Origin of the sequence: Cupriavidus neocaledonicus (assembly GCF_000372525.1) — a bacterium.
Taxonomy (GTDB): Bacteria; Pseudomonadota; Gammaproteobacteria; order Burkholderiales; family Burkholderiaceae; genus Cupriavidus; species Cupriavidus neocaledonicus.
The window spans coordinates 229914-255524 of record NZ_AQUR01000103.1 but is presented as its reverse complement, the minus strand read 5'-3'; the positions used below and the strand labels follow the sequence as shown (position 1 = coordinate 255524).

Below are 25611 nucleotides of genomic sequence, written 5' to 3'. Positions count from 1 at the left end.
CCATGGGCATCGATCTCTCGCTTCTCTGGATCGTCATCATTTTCTTCGGCGTGATGATGTACGTGGTGATGGACGGCTTCGACCTGGGCATCGGCATGCTGTACCCGTTCGTGCCCGACCGGCATGACCGCGACGTGATGATGAACACCGTGGCACCGGTCTGGGACGGCAACGAGACGTGGCTGGTGCTGGGTGGCGCCGGACTGCTGGCGGCATTCCCGCTGGCGTATTCGGTGGTGCTGAGCGCGCTCTACCTGCCGCTGATGCTGATGCTGCTGGGCCTGATCTTCCGCGGCGTGGCGTTCGAGTTCCGCTTCAAGGCCAATGACCGCGAACGCCCGGTGTGGGACGCCGCCTTCATCCTCGGCTCGGCCACCGCCACCTTCTTCCAGGGCGTGGCGCTGGGCGCCTATATCGACGGCATCAAGCTGGAAGGCCACCGCTTTGCCGGCGGGCCGCTGGACTGGCTGGCGCCGTTCCCGCTGTTCTGCGGCGTGGGGCTGATCGTGGCCTACGCTGTGCTGGGCAGCACCTGGCTGATCATGAAGACCGAGGGCGACCTGCAGCAGCGCATGATCCGCCTGACCGGCACGCTGGCGTGGCTGCTGCTGGCGGTGATCGCGGTGATCAGCCTGTGGACGCCGCTGACCCATCCCGAGATTGCCGAGCGCTGGTTCAGCCTGCCCAACCTGTTCTGGTTCTCGCCGGTGCCGATCCTGGTGGCGCTGTGCATGTTCATGCTGATGCGGGCGCTGCGCCGCGAGCCTGATATCTCGCCCTTCCTGTATGCGCTGGGGCTGGTGTTCCTGGGCTACAGCGGGCTGGCGATCAGCGTCTGGCCCAATATCATCCCGCCCGGGATCTCGATCTGGGAAGCCGCGGGCCCGCCGCAAAGCCAGGGTTTTGCGCTGGTGGGCGCGCTCTTCATCGTGCCCTTCATCCTGATGTACACGGTGTGGGCCTACTACGTGTTCCGCGGCAAGGTGCGCCACGGCGAGGGCTATCACTGATGGGCGCGCCGCATACGGAAAGCGGCACCCGCACCGGCACCTGGCTGCGCCGCGTCGGCTGGCTGGTGCTGATCTGGGCCGCCAGCGTGGCGGCGCTGGGCGTGGCTGCGTGGGTGCTGCGGCTGATCATGCGGGGCGTGGGCTTCCACAGCTGATGCCCCGCGCATCGGTGCATGGGCCTCAGAGCTGGACCGAGGCTTCGCCGATGCCGTCGAACGCCACCGTCACCAGGTCGCCCGCGGATGCATCTAGGATGCCGACCCACGTGCCGGTGGTGACCACCGTGCCGGCCTCGACCCGTGCCCCGTCGCGCGTGGCATGGCGCAGCCACGCAAGCAGCCCATAGGCGGGGTCGCCCAGCGCATGGGTGCCGCGGCGCTCGAAGGTCTGCGCGCCGATCTGCACCACGCAGCGCTGGCTGGCCCAGTCGCGCGCGGCATAGTCGCGCCACGCTCCCAGTACCAGCGCGCCGTGCGCCTGCAGATCCGCCAGCTTCAGCAAGGCGGGTGCCTTCACGTACTGCTGCCAGCGCGAATCGACGATCTCGATAGACACCGCCATCGCATCGACCAGCGCCGCAGCACCGGCATAGTCAAGGCTGGCGGCTTGCGCCGCGTCCACGCCCTGCCTCAGCCGCAGCGCGATCTCCGCCTCGATGCCGCGCCATGTAAAGGGCCAGCCGCCGGCGTTGGCCGGGCTGGTCCAGACCCCGGCCGCCGGCAGCCGCGCATGGGTCAATGTCGCCTCGCGCGAAGGGCCGCCGGATTTCCAGTACGCGGCGCCCCGCTGTTGCCAGCCCATAGCTTGCGCGACGATGGCTTGCACCGCGTAGGCCTGCCCGGCGTTGTCGAGCGCCGCGGCAAATGCCTGCGCATCCGCGCAGCGGTGTTCGCGCCGCGCGCTGAGCAGGGCCTGGGCGACGCGATCGATCTCGGTGGTTGTCATGACTTGGATGATTCCTTGTGGCTCAACAATTATTGACTGGCAAGCCGCGCCCGCACGCTGGCGGGCGCGGCCGGGCTTCAGGAAGCGCTGGCGTTGGCCGCCTCGCCGCGGACCTCGCGCTGCCCTTCGGCATCGTCGTCGCTCTCGCCCATGGCGCGGCCGAAGGTCTCAGGCGCGAACTGCACCGCCAGCGCGAACACGCCATACATGGCCGCCAGCATGCTGAACATGCCGCCGACGCCGTAGGTCTCGAACACGCGCCCGCTGACCAGCGGCGTCAGCGCCCCGGCCAGCGTGCCAAGCGCCAGGATCAGCGAGGTGCCGAAGGCGCGCACATGGGTAGGATACTGTTCCGGCGCGAAGATCCAGATCGAGGTATTCAGCAACACCACGCAGAAGGTGAAGGCCGCGCCGAACAGCAGCACCAGCGCCACGTTATACGTCAGGAAGCCGAAGCACAGCCCCGCTGCGCAGGCCAGGCCCGCGCCCACGGTCAGCACCCGCTTGCGCGGGATGTGATAACCGCAGTACGACGCCGCCAGCGCGCCGAACAGGCTGCCGCTCTGCATCACCATGGTGAAGAGAAAGCTCTTGGAGATGGTATAGCCCTGCGCCATCAGGATGGTCGGCATCAGCGTCAGCACCGAGATCTGCGCCCCGTACGTCATCGACACCGCAATGCCCAGCGCGATGGTGCGCCGCCCCAGCCGGCCCTTGAAGATATCGCTGAGCCGCACCTTGGCGCGCGGCGCTTCGTCCTGCACCGCGGCCTTGATGTAAGGCGTGGGCTCGCCGTCGAGCTTGCCGAGGCGGCCCGCTGCCAGCACCGACAGCACCCGGTTGGCCTCGTCCACGCGGCCCTTGGACAGCAGGAAGCGCGGCGTCTCCGGGATAAAGCGCCGGTAGAAGATGACGAAGAACGCCGGCAGCACCAGGCAGGCAAAGAGCCAGCGCCAGCTGTCCGGTCCCGGGAACATGGCGAATACCGCCAGGCCGAACGCCGGCGCCAGCATATTGCCGAGGCCGCCGCTGCCGACGCTGACCAGGCCCACCGCCGTGCCGCGGAAGCGGGTCGAGCACAGTTCCGCCAGCATGGTGACGGCGATCGAGATCTCGCCGCCCAGGCCGATGCCGACGATAAAGCGGCCCGCCGCCAGCACCCAGTAGTTCGGCGCCAGCGCGCAGATGATCGCGCCCAGCGTGAACAGCAGCAGGTTGGCGCTCAGCATCGCGCGCCGGCCGTAGCGGTCGGCGATATAGCCCGAGCCGATGCGACCCAGCGCGGCGGCGCTGAACGTCAGCGTGTTGAGAAAGCCGATTTCCGCCACCGAAATCCCCCACTGCTCGCGCAGCATGGGACCGATCAGGCCGACGGCGTTCTGCTCGAACACATCGAACATCACGCCCAGCATGATCATGAAGATGATCTTCTTGTGCGAGGCGGTCACGCCGATGCCGTCCATGGCCCGGTCCAGCTCATGCTGCTGGGGGGAATTCGGCGATTGCACTACCGTTTCTGCGCCCATCTTTTGTCTCCTCCTCGTCTAGAGGTCGCCGCGGTGTGTCCGCGAGCCTGGCGCCGCCGCGAGCGGCGGGCGTTGGTCGAGCAGCGATAAAACTTCGTTCCGGCGCGCCATTACTCCAGCGCCGGCGTCGAGTGCGGCGGCCGGCGGGCCTGCAAGGACTGCTCGGCCCCGAACGCCAGGCGCAACAGCACGGGCTCCGTGAAAGGCAGGCCGAAGAATTCCAGCCCCACCGGCACGCCTTGCGGCGCATTGCGCTCCGGCGCGGAAAACCCGGCCGGGATGACGATGGCGGGGAAACCAGTGGCCGACGCAAGCACGCCGTTGCGCTCGGCCTGGGTCTCGCCGACGGGCACCACCAGCCGCCGCTGGTGCGGAAACACCAGCGCATCAAGCCGATGCCGCGCCATCAGCTCCCGCAGCCACTGGCGCAGGTTGTGCTGGCGCTGCATGCGCTCGCGGTATTCGGCCTGCCGGTCGCTCAGCGCGACCGCGGTGGCCAGCGTTCCCGCCACGCTCGGATGCACGCCGCCCGCGGCGATGATGTCCTGCATCGATCGCACCGGCACGGCGGGCGCCAACTGCGACAGGTAGGCGTCGAGATCGCGCGCCATCTCGTAGTGGTGTACCAGCGTGGAAGCCAGCAATTCGTCCGGGCTGATCGCGTCGTCGATGTCGACCAGCGCGGCGCCCTGTGCGGCGATGACGGCCAGCGCCTGCTGCATCACGGCGTTGACCGGACGATGCACGTCCTGGGCGCCGAAGAAACTGCGCAGCACGCCGATGCGCGCGCCCTTGAGCCCATCACGGTCCAGGCTTGCGGCATAGCTCGCGGGGATATGGCCGGCACCTTCGCTGGTGACCGGATCGGCCGGGTCATGGCCGGCGATGACGTCGAGCATCAGCGCGGTATCGGCAACGGTGCGTGTGATCGGGCCGATGGTGTCCTGCGTCAGTCCGCACGGGACCAGCCCGGCACGGCTGATCAGCCCCATGGTCGGGCGCAGTCCCACCAGGCTGTTTGCGGAGGCCGGGGAGCGGATCGAATTGACCCCGTCGGTGCCGATGCCGAGCACGCCGAAGCTGGCGGCGATGCCGGCGGCGGTGCCGCCGCTGGAGCCGCCCGGCGTGCGTGCCAGGTCATAGGGATTCAGCGTCTGCCCGCCCAGCGTGCTGACGGTCTCGCCACCGGATGCAAGCTCATGCAGGTTAGTCTTGGCCAGCACCACCGCGCCAGCCTCGCGCAGCCTTCGGATGACGAAAGCATCGTTGCCGGACAGGTTGCCTTGCAGACATTCGGCGCCCGCCGTGGTGGCCATGCCGGCGCATTCGATGTTGTCCTTGACCAGCACCGGCATGCCATGCAGCGGCGCCAGCGCTTGCGAGGGATTGCGTGCGGCGATGGCGTCGAGGCGATCCGCTTCTGCCAGCGCCTGCGGATGGACCTGCAGGATGCTGCGCAGCGCGGGGCCGCGCTGGTCATAGGCGCCGATGCGGTCCAGGCAGCGGCTGGCCAGCTGCCGCGCCGTCAGCGTGCCGTCGCGCATCGCGGCGTGCGCGCCGGCAACGGTGGCTTCCACCACGCTGAACGGCGCGTGCTGGTCCGGGCCGGGCGGCGCCGGTTGGTACGAGGTTTTCATGAGGGATTCCATGCGCCGGCATGGGCGCGCGAAGGGTTGGTGGGGGTGCGGCTGGGACGCGGCAAGGTAGCCGCGCCCCGCCTTGCGCTGCTATCGGTTGACCAGCCTGGCGGGAATGGTCCAGATCGCGAAGGCCCCGAGGACCAGCATGCCGGCGATCATGTAGTACGCGCTGTTGCCGCTCTGGGTCACGTCGCGCAGGTAGCCGATCATGTAGCCGCTGGTAAAGCCGGCCAGGTTGCCGATCGAATTGCTCATGGCGATGGCCGTGGCCGCCGCCGCGCCGCTGAGGAACGCCGTCGGCAGGGACCAGAACAGCGGCGTGCAGGTCAGGATGCCGGCGGCGGCGATCGACAGGAACACCAGCGACAGCGCGGTGTTGTGCATCACCCATGGCAGCGCCAGGAAGCCGATCGCGCCCATCATGCAAGGGATGATCAGGTGCCAGCGCCGTTCGCGGTGCTTGTCGGCGCTACGGCCGAAGCAATACATCGCGACGATGGCGGCCATGTACGGGATCGCGCTCAGCAGGCCGATATGGAGCGGGTCGGCAACGCCAGTCGACTTGATGAAGGTCGGCAGCCACAGCGTGATGCCGTACTGGCCCGTGACATAGCAGAAGCAGATCAGGCTGATCAGCCAGACGCGCGGATCGGTGAACACCTTGCCGACGCGCGCCTGCGGGTCCGCCGCCTTGACGTCCTCCGCCTTGGCCTGTTCGAGCACCTGTTTTTCATCGCTGGTCAGCCACTTGGCCTTGGCGATGGAGTTGTCGAGGTAGTAGAAGCAGAAGCAACCCAGCAGCACTGCCGGCACCGCCTCGATGATGAACATCCATTGCCAGCCGCCCCAGCCCCCGACCCCGGCCATGCTGCCCATCAGGAAGCCGGACAGCGGATTGCCGATGATGCCGGACAGCGGCGAGCCCATGCAGTAGATGGCCATGATCTTGGCGCGCCGGTGCGACGGATACCAGCACGACAGGTAATACACGATGCCGGGCGTGAAGCCGGCCTCGGCCAGGCCCAGCAGGAATCGCAGCGTGTAGAACTGGGCTGGCGTCTCGACGAAGGCAAAGCCCGCGGACAGTATCCCCCACGTGATCATGATCCGGCCGATCCATACCTTGGCGCCGAACTTGTGCAATGCCAGGTTGCTCGGCACTTCGAACAGGAAGTAGCCGATAAAGAAAATCCCGGCGCCCAGCCCATAGACGGTTTCGCTGAAGCCCAGTTGCTGCGACATCTGGAGCTTGGCAAAACCCACGTTGACACGATCGAGATAGGCGATCAGGAAGCACACCATCAAGAATGGCACCAGCCTCCAGCTCACCTTGCGATAGGTCGCATCCTCGAACGTCCTGATCCTTGTTCCCGCCTGCAGGGTCGTATCCACAGCGTCTCCTCTGTATTTTTGTCGGGTACGGCAGTGCTGCGCTGATCGGTTGCGATCAGTTTCCGGCCGGGACGTGCATGCGCCCGTCCCGGTGACGGATGGAAAGAGCTGCGTCAGGCGGCGGCCTGGAGCGACAGCGGCACGGTATGCGCGGCGAGGTAATCCATGGCGGCAACGGTGCCGCTGGCGGCAACCGGCACGCCGGAGATCTTCAGCCCCATCTCGCAGCCCGCCAGCGTGGCCATCAGCGTGAGGTCGTTGCAGTCGCCCAGATGGCCGATGCGGAACATGCGGCCCTTGACCTTGCCCAGCCCGGCGCCCAGCGACATGTTGAAGCGCTCGTAGATGTGCCGGCGCACCACGTCCGCATCGACGCCGTCGGGCATCATCACGCCGGTCAGCACCGGGCTGTACACCGCGGGATCCGCGCACTGGATCTCCAGGCCCCAGGCCCTGACCGCGCGGCGGCAGGCCTCGGCCAGGCGCTGGTGGCGGGCAAAGACGTTGTCCAGCCCTTCCTCCAGGATCATGTCGAGCGCTTCCGACAGCCCGTACAGCAGGTTGGTGCTGGGGGTGTAGGGCCAGTAGCCGGTCCGGTTCATCTCGATGATCTCGTTCCAGCCCCAGAAGCTGCGCGGCAGCCGGGCCGAACGCGAGGCCTCGATCGCCCTGGGCGACACCGCGTTGAAGCTGATGCCCGGCGGCAGCATCAGGCCCTTCTGCGAGCCCGACACGGTCACGTCGACGCCCCACTCGTCATGGCGGTAGTCGGCGGAGGCCAGCCCGGAGATGGTGTCGACCAGCAGCAGCGCCGGGTGTCCGGCCGCATCGATGGCGCGGCGCACCGCCGCGATGTCGGAGGTCACGCCGGTCGAGGTTTCGTTGTGCACCACGCATATGGCCTTGATGGCATGCGTGGCATCGGCGCGCAGGCGGGCCTCGATCATGTCGGCCTGCACCCCGTTGCGCCAGCCTTCGACGCCCGGCAGGCCGAGGAACTCAGGGCGGATGCCCAGGTTCTCGGCCATCTTCTTCCACAGCGTGGCGAAGTGGCCGGTCTCGAACATCAGCACGGTGTCGCCGGGACTCAGCGTGTTCGACAAGGCGGCTTCCCACGCGCCGGTGCCCGAGGCCGGATAGATCACCACCGGGTGTTCGGTCTTGAAGATCTTCTTGATCCCGTCCAGCACCTTCAGGCCCAGCGCACCGAATTCCGGGCCGCGATGGTCGATGGTCGGATAGCTGATGGCGCGCAGGATGCGGTCCGGAACGGGGCTCGGCCCCGGGATCTGCAGGAAATGGCGGCCGGCGGGGTGAAAGTTGAGGTTCAGCATGGAGCTCCTTCGTTTGAGTTTTGAATGCAAAATACTCTATCAAAGGAGCGGCAAAAAAACAGGGCTTGTTACGACCTTTTTCCGTAGCGTTTACCCGTGATATCTCGGCTGGATAAGGGTTTACGAGCGACCTGGCGTTCATGTTAAGCGCCTGCTAAAATTGCATTCAAATCGTCCATCGGACAAATTGAATGCAAATCCAAGCCAATTCCCACCCAGATCTGCCGCGCGAACTGCCCCCGGTCGAACGCCAGCGCCTGCACGACACCGTGGTCAGCCACCTGCGCACGCTGATCATCGAGGGCGCGCTGGAGCCGGGCCGAAAGCTCAACGAACGCGAGTTGTCCGAGACCCTGGGCATCTCGCGCACGCCGCTGCGCGAAGCGCTGAAGGTGCTGGCAGCGGAAGGACTGATCGAGATCTCGCCCAACCGCGGCGCCAGCGTGGCGCGGCTGTCCGCGACGGAAATCCGCGATACCTTCGAGCTGTTGAGCAACCTGGAAGCGTTTTCCGGCGAACTGGCTTGCGAGCGCATCACCGCGGTGGAGCTGGCCGAGCTCAAGGCCCTGCACTACGCCATGCTGGCCTGCCGCGCCCACGAAGACCTGCCCGGCTATTACCGCCTGAACCACCAGATCCACGACCGCATCAACCTGGCGGCCCGCAACGCGGCGCTGCGCCAGACTTACCTGTCGGTGAACCGGCGGCTGCAGGCGCTGCGCTTTCGCTCCAACTACCGCAAGCCCAAATGGGACAGCGCCATCCACGACCATGAAGAGATGCTGGCGGCACTGGAAGCCCGCGACGGCAAGCGCATGGCCGCGATCCTGCGCCAGCACCTGCTGGACAAGCGTGACGCGGTGCTGTTGATGCAGGCGGGCGCCGGCGCCGAAGCCGGCGCCACCCCGCAGAACTAGCTTGCGGCGGCCGGCACCGCCTCAAGAATCCGAATAGCCCCATCAGCATTCTTTGCTCCGCTGTCACCACGGTGACAACCCCGCTTCTTACTCTGCGAGCGCATTGCGGCACACGCAATCCGCCGCGCGGCCATTGCCGCCGGCGCACAACAACGCAGACGAACAGGGGAATGAACGATGGCAGGGAACCTTGCACCGGGCTGGCTGGCGGGCTGCTTGTCGGGGACGGCGCGCGCCCGTGCGCTGGCCGGCACCGTCATGGTCATGCTGGCCGCGACGCTGGCCGGCTGCGGCGGCGATGACAGCGCGCCGTCCGGCACGCCCAGCGATACCAACCCCAGCAAGCCCGCGCCGGAGTCCGAGCGCGCCAGTGGCCAGCGCGTGCTGCTGGTCGGCGTCGACGGCGCCACGTATGCGCAGGTGCAAGGCGCGGTATTGCGGCGCGAGCTGCCCAACCTGGCCAGCCTGAACCTGGTGCCGACCGCCACCGGCGGCATGCCCGGCACCATCACCGCCCAGCCCACGCTCGACGCGCCCAGCTGGGCCACGGTGCTGACCGGCGCCTGGGCCAACCGCCACGGCATCGACGACGACACCGGCAGCACCGCGCTGCGCGCGCCGACCGTGTTCCACTACCTGCGCGCAGCCGGCAAATCCGGCGGGCAGCAAGGCGCCGTGGTCAGTGCGCCGGTACTGCCGGTGCTGCTCAAGACCGACCAGGAAACCGGCGTGCTCGATACGCTGGTAGATTGCGCGGGCGTCGACCGCTGCGTCACCCAGAATGCCGTGCGCCAGGTGCAGTCGGGCTATGGCGTGGTGTTCGCGCAGTACAGCGCCCCGGCGCAGGCCGCGCAAGCCAGCGGCTTCGGCAACGGCGCCTATGCCACCGCGCTCGGCGAGACCGACCAGGCGCTGGGCGAACTGCTGGCCGCCGTGGCCGCGCGCCGCCAGGCGCAGCCAGGCGAGGACTGGCTGGTGCTGGTCACCACCAGCCACGGCCTGGATGCCACCGGCGCCACCACCACCGTGCCGACGGTGGAAAACCGTACAGCCTTCCTCGCCACCAACAAGACGCTGAACGGCGCGCTGGCCCGGCCCGGCGCCGCGGCCCCCGACACCCCGGCGGACCTGTCCGCGCTGCCGACCGAGGCCGATATCGTGCCGACCATGCTGGCCCACGCCGGCGTCGCGCCCGACCCCGCGGCAATGCGCCTCGACGGCTCCGCGCTGACCACCGCCAGCGCCGGCGTGCGCGCCATCGGCGCCGGCATCAGCCAGTACAACGACGCCATCACGCTGACCTGGCAGAACCCGAGCCCGGCTTACGGCGTCACGCGCGTGCTGCGTGACGGCGTGCAGATCGCCGCGCTGGGACCCGAGGTGCGGACCTTCACCGACAAGGCCTTCGACATGCCCACTGGCCTGTACCAGTTCAACTACACGCTGGTGCGCAACGACGTGCCGGTGTCGTACCTGGCGCAGATCCACTACGTCAAACCCGTCACGCTGATGCCGTCGCTGCTCACTGGCCTGGCGTCGTATTTCAGCCTGGACAGCAAGCCGTTCGCCGACGCGAGGAACGCGGCCACGCTGGGCCCGTGGGCGGCAAGTCTTGACGGCGGCACGCTCGCCGCCGACAACTTCGGCCGGCAGTCGCTGCAGCTGGACTCGCGCATCGACAGCTACCAGCTCAAGCACAACGCGGCCGATATCGCGCAAAGCCCGCAGTTCACCATCGGCCTCTGGTTCCGCACCGACTGCACCCAGGGCAACGGCACCGGCGAGCCGATCCTGTCGAACAAGAATTACATCTCGGGCGGCAATGCCGGCATCGCCATCGCCCTGTTCGGGAGCTGCGAGATCCGCTTCAACCTGGGCAGCGGCAGCGGCAAGCGCGACGACATCAATGGCATGAAGGTGTCGGCCAACCAGTGGGCCTACCTGGCGCTGTCGGTGGACGCGGCGGCGAAGCGCTTCAGCGCCTACGTCGTCGACCCGGTGCTGGGCCTGCAGAAGACCGAGAACAAGGCGATCGCCAATACCGACGTGACCAAGCTGGTCGGCCTCGGCACCGGCTGGGGCGTCAACGACGATGCCACCCACAACTACGTCGGCAACAACCCGGGCGCGCTCAAGGGCGTGATGGGCCTGAACGACCTGGCGATGTGGACGCGCGTGCTGACCCTCGACGAGCTGAAGGCCATCACCGGCGCACGCCAGCCGCTGTCGACGCTGAATCCCTGACCCCCCGAATCGGCAGCGCCCCGTTTCCCCCGGGGGAACGGGGTGCCGGCCGGCCTTGACCCTCTCCACACCCCGATCCCCCTGCAGGAGATTGACACCATGACCTTTCGACCTTCCACCCTGGCCCTGCCGCACTGGCTGGCCGCCGTGCTGCTGAGCGCGGCGCTCGCCGGCTGCGGCGGCGACTCCGGCGAGGGCACCAGCGGCGTCCCGGCCGCGGCCCCGACCACGCCCGGCGCGCCCGGCACCGGCGGCAATCCCGGACAGGGGAACGGCAGCGACCAGCCAGGCGAGACCCCGGCGGTCAAGCCGCAGCTGCGCTGCGCGCCCTGAACCCGGCCCGGCCGTCTACCTCCCCGCAACCATCCGGCACCGAATCCCATGAATCCCCAAAGCAGACGCAACTTCCTCAAGCTTGCCGGCGGCAGCGCCGCCGCCACCGCCGCGCTGGCGGCCTTCCCGCCGTCGATCCGCCGCGCCCTGGCGATCCCGGCCAATAACGCCACCGGGACCATCCGCGATGTCGAGCACGTGGTCATCCTGATGCAGGAGAACCGCTCGTTCGATAACTACTTCGGCACGCTGCGCGGCGTGCGCGGCTTCGGCGACCGCTTCCCGATCCCGCTGGCGGGCGGCCTGAACGTCTGGCAGCAGACCTATACCAACGGCAGCACCACCCGCACCGTGCTGCCCTACCACCTGGACAGCAGCGCCGGCAATGCACAGCGCGTCAGCGGCACCCCGCACTCCTATCCGGACGCGCAGAACGCCTGGGACCTGGGCCGCATGAACAAGTGGCCTACCTACAAGCAGACCCAGTCGATGGGCTACTACACCGAAGCCGAGCTGGATTTCCAGGTGGCGCTGGCCAATGCCTTCACGCTGTGCGACGCCTATCACTGCAGTTTCCATGGCGGCACCAATCCCAACCGCCTGTTCCACTGGACCGGCACCAACGATCCGGCCGGCGCCTTCGGCGGCCCGGTGATCGACAACAGCGGCGACTCGTTCACGGGCTCGAACACGCCCTACACCTGGAAGACCTACCCGGAGCGCCTGGAAACCGCCGGCGTGAGCTGGAAGGTCTACCAGAACATGCCGGACAACTTCACCGACAACCCGCTCGCGGGATTCAAGCAATATCGCGACGCCAATGCCGCGCGCGGCAACCAGGCCAACGGCAGCCCGTATCCGCCGTACACCAGCGCCGACGACGCGGTCAGCCCGCTGCTCAAGGGCGTGGCCAACACCATGCCCGACGGCGGCTTCCTGCAGGCGCTGCGCGACGACATCGCCGCGGGCAAGCTGCCGCAGGTGTCGTGGATCGTGGCGCCGGCGACGTACTCGGAGCACCCCGGGCCGTCCAGCCCGGTGCAGGGCGCCTGGTACACGCAGGAGGTGCTCGACGCCCTGACCGCCAATCCCGCGGTCTGGAGCAAGACCGTGCTGCTGATCAACTTCGACGAGAACGACGGCTATTTCGACCATCTGCCGCCGCCGTGCGCGCCGGCCTATGATGGCGACACGCTGGCGGGCGCCACCACGCTCGACCCGGAGCAGCTCAGGCCGGAGTACCACGTCGACAAGCGTCCCTACGGCCCCGGCCCGCGCGTGCCGATGTACGTGGTCTCGCCGTGGAGCCGCGGCGGCTGGGTCAATTCGCAGGTGTTCGACCACACCTCGGTGCTGCGCTTCCTGGAGGCGCGCTTCGGCGTGGCCGAGCCCAATATCAGCGGCTTCCGCCGCGCGGTGGCGGGCGACCTGACCTCGGCCTTCAATTTCGTCAGTCCCAACACCAACCCACTGCCGCAACTGCCGAGCCGCGACAAGGCCAGCGCCGACGCCATCCGCACCGCGCAAGGCGTGCTGCCTCAGGTGCCGCTGCCGCCGGCCGGCAGCCAGCAGATGCCGCAACAGGATCCCGGCACGCGCCCGTCGCGCGCCCTGCCCTATGAACTGCACGTCAGCGCGCGCGAAGACGCCCGCGACCAGCGCGCGGTGTGGCTGCTCTTCAGCAACACCGGCACCGCGGCGGCGGTGTTCCACGTCTACGACCGGCTGCACCTGGACCGCGTGCCGCGCCGTTATATGGTCGAGCCCGGCAAGGAGCTGCATGGCAGCTGGGACGTCTTTGCCACCGACGGCGGCAAGTACGACCTGTGGGTGCTGGGCCCGAACGGCTTCCACCGCGCCTTCCGCGGCGACGTGGCGGCGGTGACCGCGGCCGGCGCCAGCGCGCCGGAAATTCGCGTCTGCTATGACATCGCCAACGCCGCGGTGTACGTGGACCTGATCAATACCGGTAGCGCGCCCTGCACCTTCACGGTCCAGGCCAACGCCTACCGCACCGACGGCCCGTGGACGTACGAGGTGCCGGCGGGCATGCAGCTGCAGCAGCACTGGCCGGTGGCGCGCCAGGGCAACTGGTACGACTTCACCGTCACCACCGCGCAAGGCGGCTTTACGCGCCGCTTTGCCGGGCGCATCGAAACCGGCAAGGACGGCGTGTCCGACCCGGCGATGGGCGCGGCCGGCTGACGCCAACGCCCGCCCGGCCGCAACGCCAGTCCCGCCCCGGCCGGTCCCAAGCGGACCCGGCCCGGGCGGGCGTAGCCGTTTTGTCATATTGGGCCGCTAGACTGCGCGGTCGTCCGGCCCGGTCCGGACCTTCCCCCCCAACTCCGCGCGGATGACCATGCTAGGCGACCTGCTGTTGACCTTTTTCGAAGTGGCGCGCCAGGGCAGCATCACCATGGCGGCGCGGCAGTTGCGCGTGAGCCAGCCCACGGTCACGGGACGCATCCGCCAGCTGGAGGAAACCTACGGCGTGGAGCTGTTCCATCGCCGCGCCAGCCGCGTCGACCTGAGCGACGTCGGCGTGGCGCTGATGCCGGTGGTCGAGCAACTGATGCAGCAGGAAGGCAATGCCGACTACCTGCTGCGCAACGCCGGCAACCTGCGCTTCGGCAACCTGCGCATCGGCGCCACCGGGCCGTATTACATCCTGCGCGCGGTGGCGGCGTTCCGGCAGCGCTATCCGGCGATCGATGTGAGCCTGGACATCGGCAACTCGCAACAGATGCTCGAAGCGCTGTTCGAGTATCGCATCGACGCGGCGGTGTCGTCGCACCCGGTGGACGATGACCGCCTGGCCCGCATCCGGCTGGCGAGCGACCCGATGGTGCTGGTGGTGCATCCCGACCATGCGCTGGCACGGCTTGCGCAAATCGACCTGCCGCAGTTGCGCGGCTGCCACCTGCTGGTGCGCGAGCACGGCTCGATGACGCGCAAGACGATCGAAACCGCGCTGGCAGGCTGCGGGCTGGAATTGCCGCCGCACACCGTGATCGGCAGCCGCGAGGCCATCTACGAGGCGATCCGCCAGGGCCTGGGCGCCAGCGTGGTGCCGCTGGGCGAGGTGCCGCGCGACCCGCTGCTGCGCGTGGTACCGTTTGCGTCGGGCGCGCCGGTCTTGCACGAATACCTGTACTGCCTGCAGAGCCGGCGGCAGACGCGGCTGGTCGGCGCCTTCCTGGATTGCGTGGCGCTGGACGAACCGGCTGCCGCGGTCCAGGCTGCCTGAAGCAACGCATGGTGGTGAAAATAGCGCCCACGCGTGCCGCGTTGCAGCCGCCGATGCCGGCATCGGAAAACTTCGGTCCTTCATCACCGCGCGGTCACCGCGCCGCGCCAAGCTTGGCGGTTTCGCCTACGGAGCCCTCCCGCATGCCTGCCGCACCTCGCCTCGCCCTGTTCGACCTGGACCACACCTTGCTGCCGCTCGACAGCGAGTACGAATGGGCGCGCTACCTCGTCGCCGTCGGCGGCGCCGATGCGGCCGAGATCGACGCGCACAACGCGCGCTGGCTGGCCGCCTACCAGGCCGGGCGCCTCGACTTCGCCGCCCATGCGCGCTTTGCGCTGGGCCTGCTGGCACGCCATCCGCGCCAGCGCCTGACGCAATGGCGCGCCGACTACATGCGCGACGTGATCGTGCCCGCGATCCCGCCCGCCACGCGCAGCCTGCTGGCGCGCCATCTCGGCGCCGGCGACCTGTGCTGCATCGTCACCGCCACCTGCCGCTTCATCACCGAGCCGATCGCGCGCGAGCTGGGCGTGCCGCACCTGCTGGCGGTAGAGGCCGAGCTCGACGTGCGCGGCGAATTCACCGGCGCGCTGGCCGGGGTGCCCGCCTATGGACCGGGCAAGGTGCTGCGCGTGCTGGCTTGGCTCGATACGCTCGGCCTGGCGCACACGGAACTGACCCACGCCACCTTCTACAGCGACTCGCGCAACGACCTGCCGCTGCTCGAAAGCGTCGGCCACCCCGTCGCCGTCAATCCCGACCCGACCCTGCGCGACACGGCCGGCGCGCGTGGCTGGCCGGTCATGCAGCTGTTCGCGGCGGCAGGCGTGCCGGCCACCTGATCCATGCACCCGCGCGCCGACTTCCCGGAATATGATCAGTTGCTGACCTTGCTGGATGCCGGCAGCCACGTGCTCGATACCCAGGTGGTGTGCGAGACCACCGTGCAGGGCCACCGCTTTGGCGTGCATGTCGCCACGCTGGGCAGCCGCGACCCGGGTGCGCCGGCCATCGGCATCTTCGGCGGCATACACGGGCTGGAGCGCATCGGCACGCAACTGGTGCTGGATTACCTGCGTTCGGTGCTGTCCCGCCTGGCCTGGGACGAGCTGCTGCACCGCGAGCTGCAATCGGTGCGGCTGGTGTTCATGCCCATCGTCAATCCCGGCGGCATGTGGGCCGGCACGCGCGCCAACCCCAACGGCGTCGACCTGATGCGCAACGGCCCGCAGGATGCCGACGCGCCCGTGCCCTTCCTGGCCGGCGGACAGCGTATCGGCGCCTGGCTGCCGTGGTACCGCGGCGCCGCGGGCGCGCCGATGGAGCTCGAAAGCAGCGCCCTGCTGCGCGTGGTCCGGCAGGAACTGCTGCCGCGCCCGCTCAGCTTTGCGGTGGACTGCCATTCCGGCTACGGCTGGCGCGACAGCATCTGGTTTCCCTACGCGCGCACGCGCCGGCCGATGCCGCACCTGGCCGAGATGTACCTGCTCAAGACCCTGTTCGAGCAGGCGCACCCGCACCATGGCTATACCTTCGAGCCGCAGAGCCACCAGTACCTGTTGCACGGCGACCTGTGGGACCACGCCTATGACCTGGCCCCGCGCGGCAACCTGTTCCTGCCGATGACGCTGGAGCTGGGCTCGTGGCTGTGGATCAAGAAAAACCCGCGCCAGCTGTTCTCGCGCGAGGGCATCTTCAACCCGATCAAGGCGCACCGCACCGCGCGCGTGCTGCGCCGGCACGTCAGCCTGTTCGACTTTCTCGGCCGCATCGCCTATGCGTCGGACCGCTGGCTGCCCCGCGGCGCGCAGCGCGACGAACTGCTGCAGCAGGCACACGCGCACTGGCACACGGAGCCGCCATGAGCCGATGGGTATTCTTGCGGGGACTGACGCGTGAATCGCGCCACTGGGGAACGCTGCCGGCGCGCTGGGAGGCAGCCGGTCTGGGACGCCCGCTGTTGCCTGACCTGCCCGGCAATGGCGCGCTGTCGGCGCAGCCCGCGCCGTGGAGCGTGCGCGACATGGTGACCGCGGTGCGGCGCCAGCTGACCGCCGCCGGGGTGCCGGGACCATACCGCGTGCTGGCCATGTCGCTCGGGGCGATGGCCGCGACCGAGTGGGCCAGCGCGTATCCGGAGGAAGTGAGCGGCCTGGTGCTGGTCAACACCAGCATGCGGCCCTTCTGCACGCCGGCGCAGCGCCTGCGTCCGCGCAACTGGGGCAGGCTGCTGCGCGTGGCGCAGCGCTGGCGGGATCGCGCGTATTGCGAACGGACCATCCACGCCATCACCTGCGCGCGCACCGATACGCTGGCCGCCGACCTCGCGCAGTGGCAGGCCATCGCGGCGGACGCACCGGTCAGCCGGCAGGCCGCACTGGCGCAACTGCTGGCTGCCGCGCGCTACTGCGCGCCCGCCGAGCCGCCGCGCTGTCCGGTATTGCTGCTGGCCTCGGCGGCGGACCGCCTGGTCAACCCGGCCTGTTCGGCGCGCATCGCGCAGGCCTGGGATGTACCCCTGCTGACGCACCACTGGGCCGGCCATGACCTGCCGCACGACGACCCGCAGTGGGTATGCGATGCGGTCGCGCGCGCCGGATCACGCTTCGGCTAGCGCTTCCTCGACCGGCATGGCGCTGGCCAGCAGCGCCGCCGCGGCATCGACGCGTTCCCACGTGCCGAACAGCCGCGCGCTGATCAGCCCGTTCTGCAGCGCGCCGAATACCACCTGCGCCAGCTGCTGCGGCGGCAGCGCAAACGGCGCCGCGCCCCGGGCGGCGGCCTGTTCGAACAGGCGCGCCAGCCACTGCTCGTTAAGGCGGGTGAAGTCCTGCATCGCGGCGCGCACGGTGTCAGGCATGGTCAGCACGTCGGCCGACAGCATGCCCACCACGCAGGCCTGGTCGGTGCAGGCGCCGTCGCGCAGCGGCTGCAGGTACTGCCGCGCCTGCTCGGCGCACGGCAGGCTGGTATCGATGGCCTGCAGCCTTGCCCGCTTGCGTGCGCTGTACTCACGCACCGCTTCGAGCACCAGGTCGTCCTTGGACGGGAAGTAATAGTGGATGCTCGAGGTCTTCACGCCGACCAGTTCGGCCAGGTCGCGATAGCTGAAACCGTTGAAGCCCCGGCGGCGGATCAGCACCAGCGCATGTTCGACCAGTTGCTCGCGTACGGTTGGCGTATTCATGGCATCGACTCCTCGGCTTGCCGCCGGGCCATTCAGGCCGGCAGCGTTTGTGCGATCAGCGTGATGAGGGACCCGCTTGCCAGGCAAAGCCCTACCCATCCGCCCAGGATCAGCGCAGTGTCACGCCAACGCATGATCAACTCCTGAAGCGGGGCCGCACCGTGGCGGCCCGGTGTTTGTCGATGGCCGGCACCAGGCCGGCCGGCTTTCAGGCGATGGCGCCGTCGGTGTACGGATCCACCGTGCCCACGCGTGCACCGTCCGTGTACGGGTCGAAGCTGCGGGCCGGCGCCGCCGACACGCCGCTGCGATCCAGGCCGGCCACCGTGCGGGCGCCGTCGGTGTACGGATCAGCCTTGCCGACGCGCGCACCGTCCGTGTACGGGTCGAAGCTGCGGGCCGGCTCGGCCGACACGCCGCCGCGATCCAGGCCGGCTACCGTGCGGGCACCGTCGGTGTACGGGTCGGGCTTGCCTACGCGGGCACCATCAGTGAACGGATCGGCGTTGCCGCTGCGGTAGTTGTAGCCGTAGCTGTCTGCCGGCACCGCGGCCGCGACCGTGCGCGCGCCGTCGGTGTACGGGTCGGTCTTGCCGACGCGTGCGCCTTCGGTGAACGGATCGAACTGGCCGCTGCGCGCACCTTCCGTGAACGGGTCGAACTTGCCCGTGCGGGCGCCGTCGGTAAAGGCATCGGCGTTGCCGACGCGATAGCTGTAGCCGTACTTGTCGCCGGCGTTGGCGTTCACGCTGGCGGCCTGCGCGACACCGCCGGCGAGCGCGGCGGCAAGGGTGGCGGCGGTAATCAGGGTCTTGGCGGTCTTGGTCATGATGGGCTCCTGGGTGCGATGGTTTCGGATCGCGTGAAATTCGGTATCAGTGGCTGTTGCAGTCCTTCTTTCGATTCCGCATCTATCAGTAGATAGATAACCAGCCTCAAAAAAATGACCGCTTCCGGTCGTGCAATGGGATCGCCGCGTGCCGCCTGGTCTTGCTTGTTGGGGGCGGTGCAGCGCTTCCATGGCCTTGATACTATCTACTACTAGGTAGAGAGTCAAGGAAAAACGTTTCTATCGCTCCGATAGGCATTCCTCATAACGCCTTAAGCCGTTGTTTATGAACAGGTTTTCCGTAACGACGGGGTGCGCGGCAGGCAGATAAAAAAACCGTCATGCCGCTCGCGCCACATGACGGCTTCAGACGCGCCACTGATATCGCGCGCAAACTCAACCGGATACGGCAGCCATCAGCGTGTCGGCAGCGGCTTCAACGCGGTCCGACGTGCCGAACAGGCGTGCCGCGATCAGTCCGCTCTGCAGCGAGCCGAATACCACCTGTGCCAGCCGCGCCGGGGGCACCGGGAACGGCGTGCTGCGATGGGGCTGGGCCCGTTCCAGCAGCCCGGCCAGCCATTGTTCGTTGAGCAGAAAGAAACCCTGCAGCATCTTGTGTACCGATTCCGGCAGGCACAGCGTCTCGGTCGACAGCATGCCGCACAGGCAGATCTGGTCGGAGCCGCAACTGGCGCGGAACGGCGCCAGGTAGATCGCGGCTTGCTCGGTAACCGGCAGGCTGGTGTCGATGCCGTTGATGCGCTCGGCCAGGCGGGCGCTGTATTCCTTCACCGCTTCCTGGACCAGGTCTTCCTTGGTCGGAAAGTAATAGTGGATGCTGGAGGTCTTCACGCCCACCAGTTCCGCCAGGTCGCGGTAGCTGAAGCCGTTGAAGCCGCGCCGCCGGATCAGGATCAGGGTGTGCTCGAGCAATTGCTCGCGTACGGATTGGGTTTTCATGCAAGCAGTTTATCTACGCGAAGATAGACGCTCAAGTTGAAATGCCCCGGGGCTGGGGTAATTCCCTAGCCTCGGGGCACAGTGCATTACATGGGCGATTAGCCAGGCAGGACCTGCGCGGCGAAGGTAATCATCGAGCCACTCGTCACGCAAAGGACCAGCCATCCGCCAAGCAACAGGATGCTGTCACGCAAACTCATGATGGACTCCATCGGACGGCGGCCACGGGCCGCCATCGTAAGTGGTGGGCCGCCGGCCGGTGCCGGCAGCAATCAGGCCAGGGCGCCGTCGGTATAGGGGTCGGCCTTGCCGACGCGCGCACCGTCCGTGTACGGGTCGAAGCTGCGGGCCGGCTCGGACGAGACGCCGGTACGGTCCAGGCCCGCCACGGTGCGGAAACCATCCGTGTACGGGTCGGTCTTGCCGACGCGTGCGCCTTCGGTGAACGGATCGAACTGGCCGCTGCGCGCACCCTCTGTGAACGGGTCGAACTTGCCGGTGCGGGCGCCGTCGGTGAAGGCATCGACCTTGCCGACGCGATAGCTGTAGCCGTACTTGTCACCGGCGTTGGCGTCCACTCCGGCGGCCTGCGCGACACCGCCGGCGAGCGCGGCGGCAAGGGTGGCGGCGGTGATCAGGGTCTTGGCGGTCTTGGTCATGATGGGCTCCTGGGTGCGATGTTCGGGATCGCGTCAAATTCGGCGTCGGTGGTGATTCGGCGGGTCGCTTTCCAGACTCGCATCTACTAGTAGATAGATTACCGGGCCTGAAAAAATGACCGTTCAGGTCATGCCATGGAATCGCCACATTCTCGTGCCTTCTTGATTTCGTTGGCGGTGCAGCGGTGCCATGGACTGAATGCTATCTACTGATAGGTAGATAGTCAAGGAAAAAGATTTCTATCGACGGGATAGCCAACTGCGTCCTCCCGGGAAAAGCGCTTCTGAATGAACAATTCTTCACTTGCAGAGCCCGGCCTGCTAGCCTGAAGAAGATGAATCCTGACCGGCCCCCCACTTCTCAAACCGTGCGTCACCGCTGGCTGGCTGCGGCAGCAGGCATGGCCGTGGCGGCCGGGGTCGCGCGGCATCTGCTGTTTCGTGCGCTGGAGCGCAAAGCGTTTGTCACGCCAACGGATGAGACAAGCCCCGCGGAACCACCCGACAATTCCGCCCCGATGGTGCGGCACGCCACCTTCGCCAGCGGCGACCGCATCCTCCACGCGGCCTTCATGCCGGTGGCAGATCCCGAAGCACCGGCCCTGATGGTGTGCCATGGCGACAACGAATGCCTGCCCGACTGGGCACCGGTTCAAGCCATGCTGGCCGATGCGGGCATCGCTTCCTATGTGTTCGACTACAGCGGCTATGGGCGCAGCAGCGGACGGCCCAGCGTGCGCCGGTTGCGGCAGGATGCGCTGGCCGCTTACCGGCAGTTCATCGCCGCCACGCCGCAATCGAAACGGCGCGTGGTGCTGGGACATTCGCTGGGCTCGGGCATCCTGCTCGACGTGGCGCGGCGCTTCGAGCCGCAGCCGGATGGCTATGTGATAGCCGCGGGCTTCAGCTCGGCGCGGCTGGCCGCGGTGCAGACCGGGCGCATTCCCGCATGGGCGGCGTGGCTGCTGCCGGACCCATGGAACAACGCGGCGCGCGCGAGCAAGCTGGAACGGCCGCTGCTGGTGGTGCACAGCCGTGACGACGTGGTCATCGTGCCGCCCCACGCGGAACGCGTGGCAAGCGCTGCCAGGCATCTGCATGCGCTGGTCATGCACGATGCCATGCCGCACGATGCGGCCATACTGCCGGAGCATATCGACACCTTCTGGCCGCCGATCCTGCGCTTCATGCATGCACAGGCAACCGGCCCCGAAGCGCCATCGCAGCAAGCGCGTGATGCCGGACACATCATGGCCGATTAATCTAACGTAGAGTCCCGCAAGCGGCAATCATCCTTGTGGGCGAGGCGCCACGGCCAAGTGTCCGAGGGACGCGTTATCGATTTCTTGTCTATATTGGTCCTCATGGCGAAAGCACGCAAACTCGCTGTTGACAGCACTGGAGGTACTGCCATGCGTTGGCTTGCAAACTTGTTCAGTCCGCCGACCCCGGAAAAAATCGCCGAAAGGGAACTGCAAGACATGAGGCTGACGCTATTCCAGGCCGAACGGCGCTTGCTAGAGGCACAGATGCAGGTGGCCTACTACCGCGACATGGTGGCGTTCCTGGAAGATGTCGCGGCCAAGGGCGTGGAAGACGTGGTCGACAAGCGCCGCGCCACGCCACCCGCCATGCCCGAATTGCCGGCACGCACGCCCGGCCTGACCACGGTGCCGATCGTTCCGTCCGCAGCCTGAAGCGGACTCCTGCCGCGGCACGTGCCAGGGCATGCGGCAAGGCAGGTCCGGACCTGTGCGATACTCGCGCTGCCTGACGCCCCCGTGGCGCAGGCAGACCACCCACAGGAACCGGCCCCATGAGCGAACTGCTGCCCGCGATCGAAATTGAAACCGCGCCCAATCCCGGCTGCGCCGTCATCTGGATGCACGGACTGGGCGCCGATGGCAGCGACTTCGCCCCGGTGGTGCCCGAGTTGCGGCTGCCGGCCGCGCCCGGCGTGCGCTTTATCTTCCCACATGCGCCGGCAATACCGGTGACCTGCAATGGTGGCTACGTCATGCCGGCATGGTATGACATCGTTTCCCTCGACCAGGCCGGCCGCCGCGCCGACGAGACCGGCATCCGCGCATCCTGCGAGGCCATCCGCGCCCTGATCGCACGAGAAAATGCGCGCGGCATCCCGACCGGGCGCATCGTGCTGGCCGGCTTCTCGCAAGGCGGCGCCATCGCCTACACCGCCGGACTGACCCACGCGGAGCCGCTGGCCGGCATCGTTGCGCTGTCCACCTACATCCCCGCACCGTCGACGCTCGCTGCCGAAACCAACTCGGCCAACGCCGCCACGCCGGTGTTCGCCGCCCATGGCACGCAGGACGACGTGGTGCCGCTGGCCATGGGCGTGGCCGCACGCGATTTCGTGCAGGCGCGGCCGAATCCGGTGACATGGCACACCTATCCGATGGGCCATGCGGTGTGCCTGGAAGAGATTGCGGATATCGGCGCCTGGCTGGCTTCGCGCTTTGCGCAGGCCGGCGCCGCGCCCGACTGATCCCTTCGACAAGACGACGACCGGCACTCGCCGCGCCGGTCCGCACCAAGCTGCAAGCATGACCCTCGCCCCACCCCGCCGGATCGATTTCAATACCCGCAAGGCGCTGCTGTTTGCGCTGGCCGCGGAACGCCTGTCGGCCTACTACGAACACCGCAAGTGGATGACCGACGCCCAGGGCGCCACGCTGGCCGGTGAATGGCTGTCGCGCTCCAGGCTGCAGCTGCCGCTGTCGGAACGGCGCCTGCTGTCCGAACTGAGCGACCAGTTTGCGCGGCAGCTCGCCGAGACGCTGTCGCGCGAAGCCGGCCTCTATGCCGCGCACGAGATGATGGAAGCGCTCGATCCCAACTACCAGTCCGCGTTCGCCTACGACATGCTTGAGGAATGCGAGCGGCTGCTGCACGAGCACGGCGTGACGGAATAAGGACGACCGCGAAGCCTGCAAGGCAGGCTGCGTTTGCAAAGGTTGACAATCGCCCGGCGTATGCGCGCTTAAACTTCGCGCACCAATGACGCCCCACTGTCCGCCACCATGGAACGCAAGCACTGCCTGGCCTGGATTGCGCTGAGCATGATCGCGGCAGCCTTGCTGACGCTGCTGTGCCTGATCCTGAACGACCACGCCGAAACCCGGGCGCAGCGGCGCGTCGAACAAATGGCTGTCCGCGTCAAGCCGGCAGGCGCACTCCCGCCCGCAACTTCAGAACGACGACCAGGTAGTTAAGAAGGATTGCGATGCGGACCGGAGCGCGGGCTTGAGTGTAGACGCGCGCTCTGACGGCAACTGCAAAGAATTGACAACGCCCTGGTCCGTGGGGTCAGGCAGCCGGCGCAGGCCATTGCAGCCCGGCAACGACAGCCAGCGCCTGGTAAGACGTGGCCAGGTGATAGGGCGAGGTCGACGGCATCTCGGCACGCACCACGTCGCCGGTCGGCGCCAGGCACTCATGCCAGCCTTGCGCAGACAGAAAACGGTTGCGGAACAGCGCGGCCCAGTCAGCCAGCGTGGCCAGAGACTGCGCCGAGCCTTCCACTGCCAGCGCGCGCGCGAACTCGGTCTGCGCCCAGATGCGCTCGGTGCCGTCGATCCGTGCGCCGCCCGCCTCCAGCGCCGCGCAGACACCCAGCGTGCCCGCCGCCACGCCGTGCTGCTGCGCGAACGCGAAGGCGCGGCGCAGGGCATCCGCCAGCGGCAGGTCGCCAAACAGCGCCGGCCTGCCGGCCACCAGCGAGAACCACTCGAACTGGTGCCCGGGCTCGACGCGGTTGTCCGCGCTGCCTTGCGGCAACTCCGCCACGCAGCCGCTGGCGGCATCGACAAAACGCTCAAGCACCGCCATCGCGATCTCGCGCAGCCGTTCCGCATACCACTCGTCGCCGGTAGCATCCAGCGCAGCCAGGTAGGCCTCGGTCAGGTGCATGACGGGGTTCTGCAGCACGCCCGCGCCCTTGGGGCGGAAGTGCTCGGTCAGCGCGGCGTGGTACAGGCCTTGTCCGTCAGCGAAGCGGTCCTCGACGATATCGACGGTTTCATCGAGCACCGCCAGCGCATCCTCGTTGCCGAAGCGCGCGTAATACGCGGCGCAGGCGAAGATCACGAAGGCATGGGTGTAGAGGTCGCGTGTGCTGTCGAGCGGCGCGCCGGCCGGGTCGACGCTGTAGATCCACGCGCCCTCGCCATTGCCGAAATAGGCCTGCAGCGAGCCGAACAGCGTATCGGCATGCGTCTGCTGCCCTGCCAGCGAAAACACGTACAGCTGGCGCGCACACGCCATGGCGCGGTAGCGCGACGGCGGCAGCGGCGCGGCGCTGCCGCCGTCGAGCGCTTCATAGGGCAGCAGCAGGTCGGGATTCCAGCCGGAGGCGGTCCATAGCGGCAGCACGACGGCATCGTAATGTGCCGTCAAAGCGGCGATGCGTTGGTTGAGCTCAGGCGAGAGAGGCATGTTGAGGCGACAAATCCGGCGCGGCGACTGCCGCAAAGGCCGTATCTTGCCATGGCGCGGGCGCAATGCCTCATGGCATTTGCGGCGCGCACTTGCTAGCATCAATGCGCCTACCTGCGAACGGGAGACACCCATGTCGACTTTGCCTCTCACGCTGACCGACAAGCATCGCACCCTGGTGCTCCATGTCCTCGAGGACGCACCGGGCCAGTACACCTGGCGCATCGTCATGGAAGAACGCTGCGGCGCCGCCGACGAGGACTGCACGGTCGCGGCGCCAGGAACCTACAGGTCCTACGCGGAGGCCGAGGCCGCGTGCTGGGCCGCCGGCAATGGCATCCTGAACGGCCCGCGCGCCGCAGGCGAATTGCGCATCACCTGAAGCCGGCGAAATCTCGCGATTCACTTGCACTACGCGCCGCGTGACCTAGTCTGGAAGCGTGGCAGTGGCAACGCGGGCGATGCATTGCCCGCGATTCTCCATTCCGGCCACGTCCCGGGCACACACTGTTGCCCGGTGCGCTTTTCTGCCACCTGCCTGTCATCTTCCTGGCCTTTACTGACCTGGTCGCCATGCCGCCCCAAGAAATGGGTACGGTGGCCAAGGCCGCAGGAGCATGCAATGGACAAGCCGGTCGTCACACCCCAGCGCTTCGTTGAACTGATGAACGAACGCCTCACCAAGCACCCGCTGTTCCGCGAGGGCATGCGGGTCTACGCCATTCCGCAGCACAGCGATCATCCGCGCAGCCTGGTGTGCGTGGGACCGCGCGGCACCGAATGCGTATGCGCCACCATCGAGAGCATCGTGCGCGGAGAATGCGAGGTGTTCCCCGACATCGGCCCGGACTGGCATCGACCGCCCAGGACCGCAACGCCGCCCGAGGTGCGGGCGCGCTAAATGGACGACGCGGCGCCGTA

General features: G+C 67.8%; 27 protein-coding genes. 17 read left to right on the top strand and 10 right to left on the bottom strand.

Annotated elements, in window-relative coordinates:
* Nucleotides 1-2: 2 nt before the first annotated feature.
* Nucleotides 3-1010, top strand: a complete 1008-nt coding sequence (gene cydB, locus A3AG_RS0122430) for a cytochrome d ubiquinol oxidase subunit II (protein WP_012355904.1) — start codon at nt 3-5, stop codon at nt 1008-1010.
* The gene (locus A3AG_RS33585) at nt 1010-1165 is read left to right on the top strand and encodes a DUF2474 domain-containing protein (protein ID WP_018007587.1); all 156 of its coding nucleotides are present in this window, start codon (nt 1010-1012) and stop codon (nt 1163-1165) included. Before cydB ends, A3AG_RS33585 begins: the two co-directional genes overlap by 1 nt.
* Before the next feature lie 25 nt (nt 1166-1190).
* Here the strand turns inward: A3AG_RS33585 and A3AG_RS0122420 are convergent, their stop codons facing one another.
* The 5 genes from A3AG_RS0122420 to A3AG_RS0122400 form a co-directional block, all read right to left on the bottom strand.
* Nucleotides 1191-1955: a fumarylacetoacetate hydrolase family protein gene (locus A3AG_RS0122420; RefSeq protein WP_018007586.1), complete on the bottom strand. Its 765-nt coding sequence runs from the start codon at nt 1953-1955 to the stop codon at nt 1191-1193.
* 77 nt (nt 1956-2032) lie between these two features.
* Nucleotides 2033-3481, bottom strand: a complete 1449-nt coding sequence (locus tag A3AG_RS0122415) for an MFS transporter (protein ID WP_018007585.1) — start codon at nt 3479-3481, stop codon at nt 2033-2035.
* Between the two features lie 110 nt (nt 3482-3591).
* Nucleotides 3592-5118: an amidase family protein gene (locus tag A3AG_RS0122410; RefSeq protein ID WP_018007584.1), complete on the bottom strand. Its 1527-nt coding sequence runs from the start codon at nt 5116-5118 to the stop codon at nt 3592-3594.
* Between the two features lie 90 nt (nt 5119-5208).
* Nucleotides 5209-6513 carry an MFS transporter gene (locus tag A3AG_RS0122405; protein ID WP_018007583.1) on the bottom strand — a complete coding sequence of 435 codons (1305 nt, stop codon included), beginning with the start codon at nt 6511-6513 and terminating at the stop codon, nt 5209-5211.
* A gap of 113 nt (nt 6514-6626) precedes the next feature.
* Nucleotides 6627-7847 (bottom strand): pyridoxal-phosphate-dependent aminotransferase family protein, encoded by a 1221-nt coding sequence (locus tag A3AG_RS0122400; protein ID WP_018007582.1) that lies wholly within the window; start codon nt 7845-7847, stop codon nt 6627-6629.
* A 191-nt stretch (nt 7848-8038) separates the two neighbouring features.
* Between A3AG_RS0122400 and A3AG_RS0122395 the strand changes: the two genes are divergently transcribed.
* From A3AG_RS0122395 to A3AG_RS0122360, 8 genes are all read left to right on the top strand, one after another.
* On the top strand, nt 8039-8764 hold the full coding sequence (locus tag A3AG_RS0122395; protein WP_018007581.1) for a GntR family transcriptional regulator: 726 nt from the start codon (nt 8039-8041) through the stop codon (nt 8762-8764).
* Between the two features lie 177 nt (nt 8765-8941).
* Nucleotides 8942-11008, top strand: coding sequence for a LamG-like jellyroll fold domain-containing protein (locus A3AG_RS0122390; RefSeq protein ID WP_018007580.1), 2067 nt, complete (start codon nt 8942-8944; stop codon nt 11006-11008).
* Between the two features lie 99 nt (nt 11009-11107).
* Complete coding sequence (locus A3AG_RS0122385; protein ID WP_018007579.1) at nt 11108-11341, top strand: hypothetical protein; 234 nt, start codon at nt 11108-11110, stop codon at nt 11339-11341.
* 48 nt (nt 11342-11389) lie between these two features.
* Nucleotides 11390-13546, top strand: a complete 2157-nt coding sequence (locus A3AG_RS0122380; RefSeq protein WP_018007578.1) for a phosphocholine-specific phospholipase C — start codon at nt 11390-11392, stop codon at nt 13544-13546.
* A gap of 157 nt (nt 13547-13703) precedes the next feature.
* Nucleotides 13704-14591: a LysR substrate-binding domain-containing protein gene (locus tag A3AG_RS0122375; RefSeq protein WP_026164399.1), complete on the top strand. Its 888-nt coding sequence runs from the start codon at nt 13704-13706 to the stop codon at nt 14589-14591.
* A gap of 143 nt (nt 14592-14734) precedes the next feature.
* Nucleotides 14735-15436, top strand: a complete 702-nt coding sequence (locus A3AG_RS0122370; RefSeq protein WP_018007576.1) for an HAD family hydrolase — start codon at nt 14735-14737, stop codon at nt 15434-15436.
* A 3-nt stretch (nt 15437-15439) separates the two neighbouring features.
* The gene (locus A3AG_RS0122365) at nt 15440-16459 is read left to right on the top strand and encodes a M14 family zinc carboxypeptidase (RefSeq protein ID WP_018007575.1); all 1020 of its coding nucleotides are present in this window, start codon (nt 15440-15442) and stop codon (nt 16457-16459) included.
* Entirely contained in the window at nt 16456-17208 is a 753-nt protein-coding gene (locus tag A3AG_RS0122360; protein ID WP_018007574.1) for an alpha/beta fold hydrolase, read from the top strand. Before A3AG_RS0122365 ends, A3AG_RS0122360 begins: the two co-directional genes overlap by 4 nt.
* Here A3AG_RS0122360 and A3AG_RS0122355 read toward each other — a convergent pair.
* The 4 genes from A3AG_RS0122355 to A3AG_RS0122330 form a co-directional block, all read right to left on the bottom strand.
* A complete protein-coding gene (locus tag A3AG_RS0122355; protein WP_018007573.1) occupies nt 17194-17781 on the bottom strand; it encodes a TetR/AcrR family transcriptional regulator in 588 nt (195 codons plus the stop codon). The two genes, A3AG_RS0122360 and A3AG_RS0122355, sit on opposite strands and share 15 nt — an antisense overlap.
* A gap of 208 nt (nt 17782-17989) precedes the next feature.
* On the bottom strand, nt 17990-18610 hold the full coding sequence (locus tag A3AG_RS0122345) for a hypothetical protein (RefSeq protein ID WP_018007571.1): 621 nt from the start codon (nt 18608-18610) through the stop codon (nt 17990-17992).
* A gap of 396 nt (nt 18611-19006) precedes the next feature.
* Nucleotides 19007-19573: a TetR/AcrR family transcriptional regulator gene (locus A3AG_RS0122340; RefSeq protein WP_018007570.1), complete on the bottom strand. Its 567-nt coding sequence runs from the start codon at nt 19571-19573 to the stop codon at nt 19007-19009.
* A gap of 272 nt (nt 19574-19845) precedes the next feature.
* Nucleotides 19846-20232, bottom strand: a complete 387-nt coding sequence (locus A3AG_RS0122330; protein ID WP_018007569.1) for a hypothetical protein — start codon at nt 20230-20232, stop codon at nt 19846-19848.
* A 335-nt stretch (nt 20233-20567) separates the two neighbouring features.
* On the opposite strand from A3AG_RS0122330, the gene A3AG_RS0122325 reads away from it, so the two are divergent.
* From A3AG_RS0122325 to A3AG_RS33580, 5 genes are all read left to right on the top strand, one after another.
* Nucleotides 20568-21494: an alpha/beta hydrolase gene (locus tag A3AG_RS0122325; RefSeq protein ID WP_026164398.1), complete on the top strand. Its 927-nt coding sequence runs from the start codon at nt 20568-20570 to the stop codon at nt 21492-21494.
* A gap of 150 nt (nt 21495-21644) precedes the next feature.
* Complete coding sequence (locus A3AG_RS0122320) at nt 21645-21929, top strand: hypothetical protein (RefSeq protein WP_010812500.1); 285 nt, start codon at nt 21645-21647, stop codon at nt 21927-21929.
* A gap of 119 nt (nt 21930-22048) precedes the next feature.
* The gene (locus A3AG_RS0122315) at nt 22049-22741 is read left to right on the top strand and encodes an alpha/beta hydrolase (RefSeq protein ID WP_018007567.1); all 693 of its coding nucleotides are present in this window, start codon (nt 22049-22051) and stop codon (nt 22739-22741) included.
* Nucleotides 22742-22799: 58 nt separating this feature from the next.
* Nucleotides 22800-23168 carry a hypothetical protein gene (locus tag A3AG_RS0122310; protein WP_018007566.1) on the top strand — a complete coding sequence of 123 codons (369 nt, stop codon included), beginning with the start codon at nt 22800-22802 and terminating at the stop codon, nt 23166-23168.
* A 108-nt stretch (nt 23169-23276) separates the two neighbouring features.
* On the top strand, nt 23277-23468 hold the full coding sequence (locus tag A3AG_RS33580; RefSeq protein WP_081610767.1) for a hypothetical protein: 192 nt from the start codon (nt 23277-23279) through the stop codon (nt 23466-23468).
* 94 nt (nt 23469-23562) lie between these two features.
* Here the strand turns inward: A3AG_RS33580 and A3AG_RS31905 are convergent, their stop codons facing one another.
* A complete protein-coding gene (locus tag A3AG_RS31905; RefSeq protein WP_035849422.1) occupies nt 23563-24690 on the bottom strand; it encodes an AGE family epimerase/isomerase in 1128 nt (375 codons plus the stop codon).
* A gap of 133 nt (nt 24691-24823) precedes the next feature.
* On the opposite strand from A3AG_RS31905, the gene A3AG_RS0122295 reads away from it, so the two are divergent.
* Nucleotides 24824-25072, top strand: coding sequence for a hypothetical protein (locus A3AG_RS0122295; protein ID WP_018007565.1), 249 nt, complete (start codon nt 24824-24826; stop codon nt 25070-25072).
* A gap of 240 nt (nt 25073-25312) precedes the next feature.
* The gene (locus tag A3AG_RS0122290) at nt 25313-25591 is read left to right on the top strand and encodes a hypothetical protein (protein WP_018007564.1); all 279 of its coding nucleotides are present in this window, start codon (nt 25313-25315) and stop codon (nt 25589-25591) included.
* Nucleotides 25592-25611: the final 20 nt, after the last annotated feature.

Excerpts from the sequence above, each read along its gene's own strand:
- cydB (WP_012355904.1), top strand. The coding sequence starts at position 3 with ATGGGCATCGATCTCTCGCTTCTCTGGATCGTCATCATTTTCTTCGGC.
- A3AG_RS33585 (WP_018007587.1), top strand. The coding sequence starts at position 1,010 with ATGGGCGCGCCGCATACGGAAAGCGGCACCCGCACCGGCACCTGGCTG.
- A3AG_RS0122420 (WP_018007586.1), bottom strand. The coding sequence starts at position 1,955 with ATGACAACCACCGAGATCGATCGCGTCGCCCAGGCCCTGCTCAGCGCG.
- A3AG_RS0122415 (WP_018007585.1), bottom strand. The coding sequence starts at position 3,481 with ATGGGCGCAGAAACGGTAGTGCAATCGCCGAATTCCCCCCAGCAGCAT.
- A3AG_RS0122410 (WP_018007584.1), bottom strand. The coding sequence starts at position 5,118 with ATGAAAACCTCGTACCAACCGGCGCCGCCCGGCCCGGACCAGCACGCG.
- A3AG_RS0122400 (WP_018007582.1), bottom strand. The coding sequence starts at position 7,847 with ATGCTGAACCTCAACTTTCACCCCGCCGGCCGCCATTTCCTGCAGATC.
- A3AG_RS0122395 (WP_018007581.1), top strand. The coding sequence starts at position 8,039 with ATGCAAATCCAAGCCAATTCCCACCCAGATCTGCCGCGCGAACTGCCC.
- A3AG_RS0122390 (WP_018007580.1), top strand. The coding sequence starts at position 8,942 with ATGGCAGGGAACCTTGCACCGGGCTGGCTGGCGGGCTGCTTGTCGGGG.
- A3AG_RS0122385 (WP_018007579.1), top strand. The coding sequence starts at position 11,108 with ATGACCTTTCGACCTTCCACCCTGGCCCTGCCGCACTGGCTGGCCGCC.
- A3AG_RS0122380 (WP_018007578.1), top strand. The coding sequence starts at position 11,390 with ATGAATCCCCAAAGCAGACGCAACTTCCTCAAGCTTGCCGGCGGCAGC.
- A3AG_RS0122375 (WP_026164399.1), top strand. The coding sequence starts at position 13,704 with ATGCTAGGCGACCTGCTGTTGACCTTTTTCGAAGTGGCGCGCCAGGGC.
- A3AG_RS0122370 (WP_018007576.1), top strand. The coding sequence starts at position 14,735 with ATGCCTGCCGCACCTCGCCTCGCCCTGTTCGACCTGGACCACACCTTG.
- A3AG_RS0122365 (WP_018007575.1), top strand. The coding sequence starts at position 15,440 with ATGCACCCGCGCGCCGACTTCCCGGAATATGATCAGTTGCTGACCTTG.
- A3AG_RS0122360 (WP_018007574.1), top strand. The coding sequence starts at position 16,456 with ATGAGCCGATGGGTATTCTTGCGGGGACTGACGCGTGAATCGCGCCAC.
- A3AG_RS0122355 (WP_018007573.1), bottom strand. The coding sequence starts at position 17,781 with ATGAATACGCCAACCGTACGCGAGCAACTGGTCGAACATGCGCTGGTG.
- A3AG_RS0122345 (WP_018007571.1), bottom strand. The coding sequence starts at position 18,610 with ATGACCAAGACCGCCAAGACCCTGATTACCGCCGCCACCCTTGCCGCC.
- A3AG_RS0122340 (WP_018007570.1), bottom strand. The coding sequence starts at position 19,573 with ATGAAAACCCAATCCGTACGCGAGCAATTGCTCGAGCACACCCTGATC.
- A3AG_RS0122330 (WP_018007569.1), bottom strand. The coding sequence starts at position 20,232 with ATGACCAAGACCGCCAAGACCCTGATCACCGCCGCCACCCTTGCCGCC.
- A3AG_RS0122325 (WP_026164398.1), top strand. The coding sequence starts at position 20,568 with ATGAATCCTGACCGGCCCCCCACTTCTCAAACCGTGCGTCACCGCTGG.
- A3AG_RS0122320 (WP_010812500.1), top strand. The coding sequence starts at position 21,645 with ATGCGTTGGCTTGCAAACTTGTTCAGTCCGCCGACCCCGGAAAAAATC.
- A3AG_RS0122315 (WP_018007567.1), top strand. The coding sequence starts at position 22,049 with ATGAGCGAACTGCTGCCCGCGATCGAAATTGAAACCGCGCCCAATCCC.
- A3AG_RS0122310 (WP_018007566.1), top strand. The coding sequence starts at position 22,800 with ATGACCCTCGCCCCACCCCGCCGGATCGATTTCAATACCCGCAAGGCG.
- A3AG_RS33580 (WP_081610767.1), top strand. The coding sequence starts at position 23,277 with ATGGAACGCAAGCACTGCCTGGCCTGGATTGCGCTGAGCATGATCGCG.
- A3AG_RS31905 (WP_035849422.1), bottom strand. The coding sequence starts at position 24,690 with ATGCCTCTCTCGCCTGAGCTCAACCAACGCATCGCCGCTTTGACGGCA.
- A3AG_RS0122295 (WP_018007565.1), top strand. The coding sequence starts at position 24,824 with ATGTCGACTTTGCCTCTCACGCTGACCGACAAGCATCGCACCCTGGTG.
- A3AG_RS0122290 (WP_018007564.1), top strand. The coding sequence starts at position 25,313 with ATGGACAAGCCGGTCGTCACACCCCAGCGCTTCGTTGAACTGATGAAC.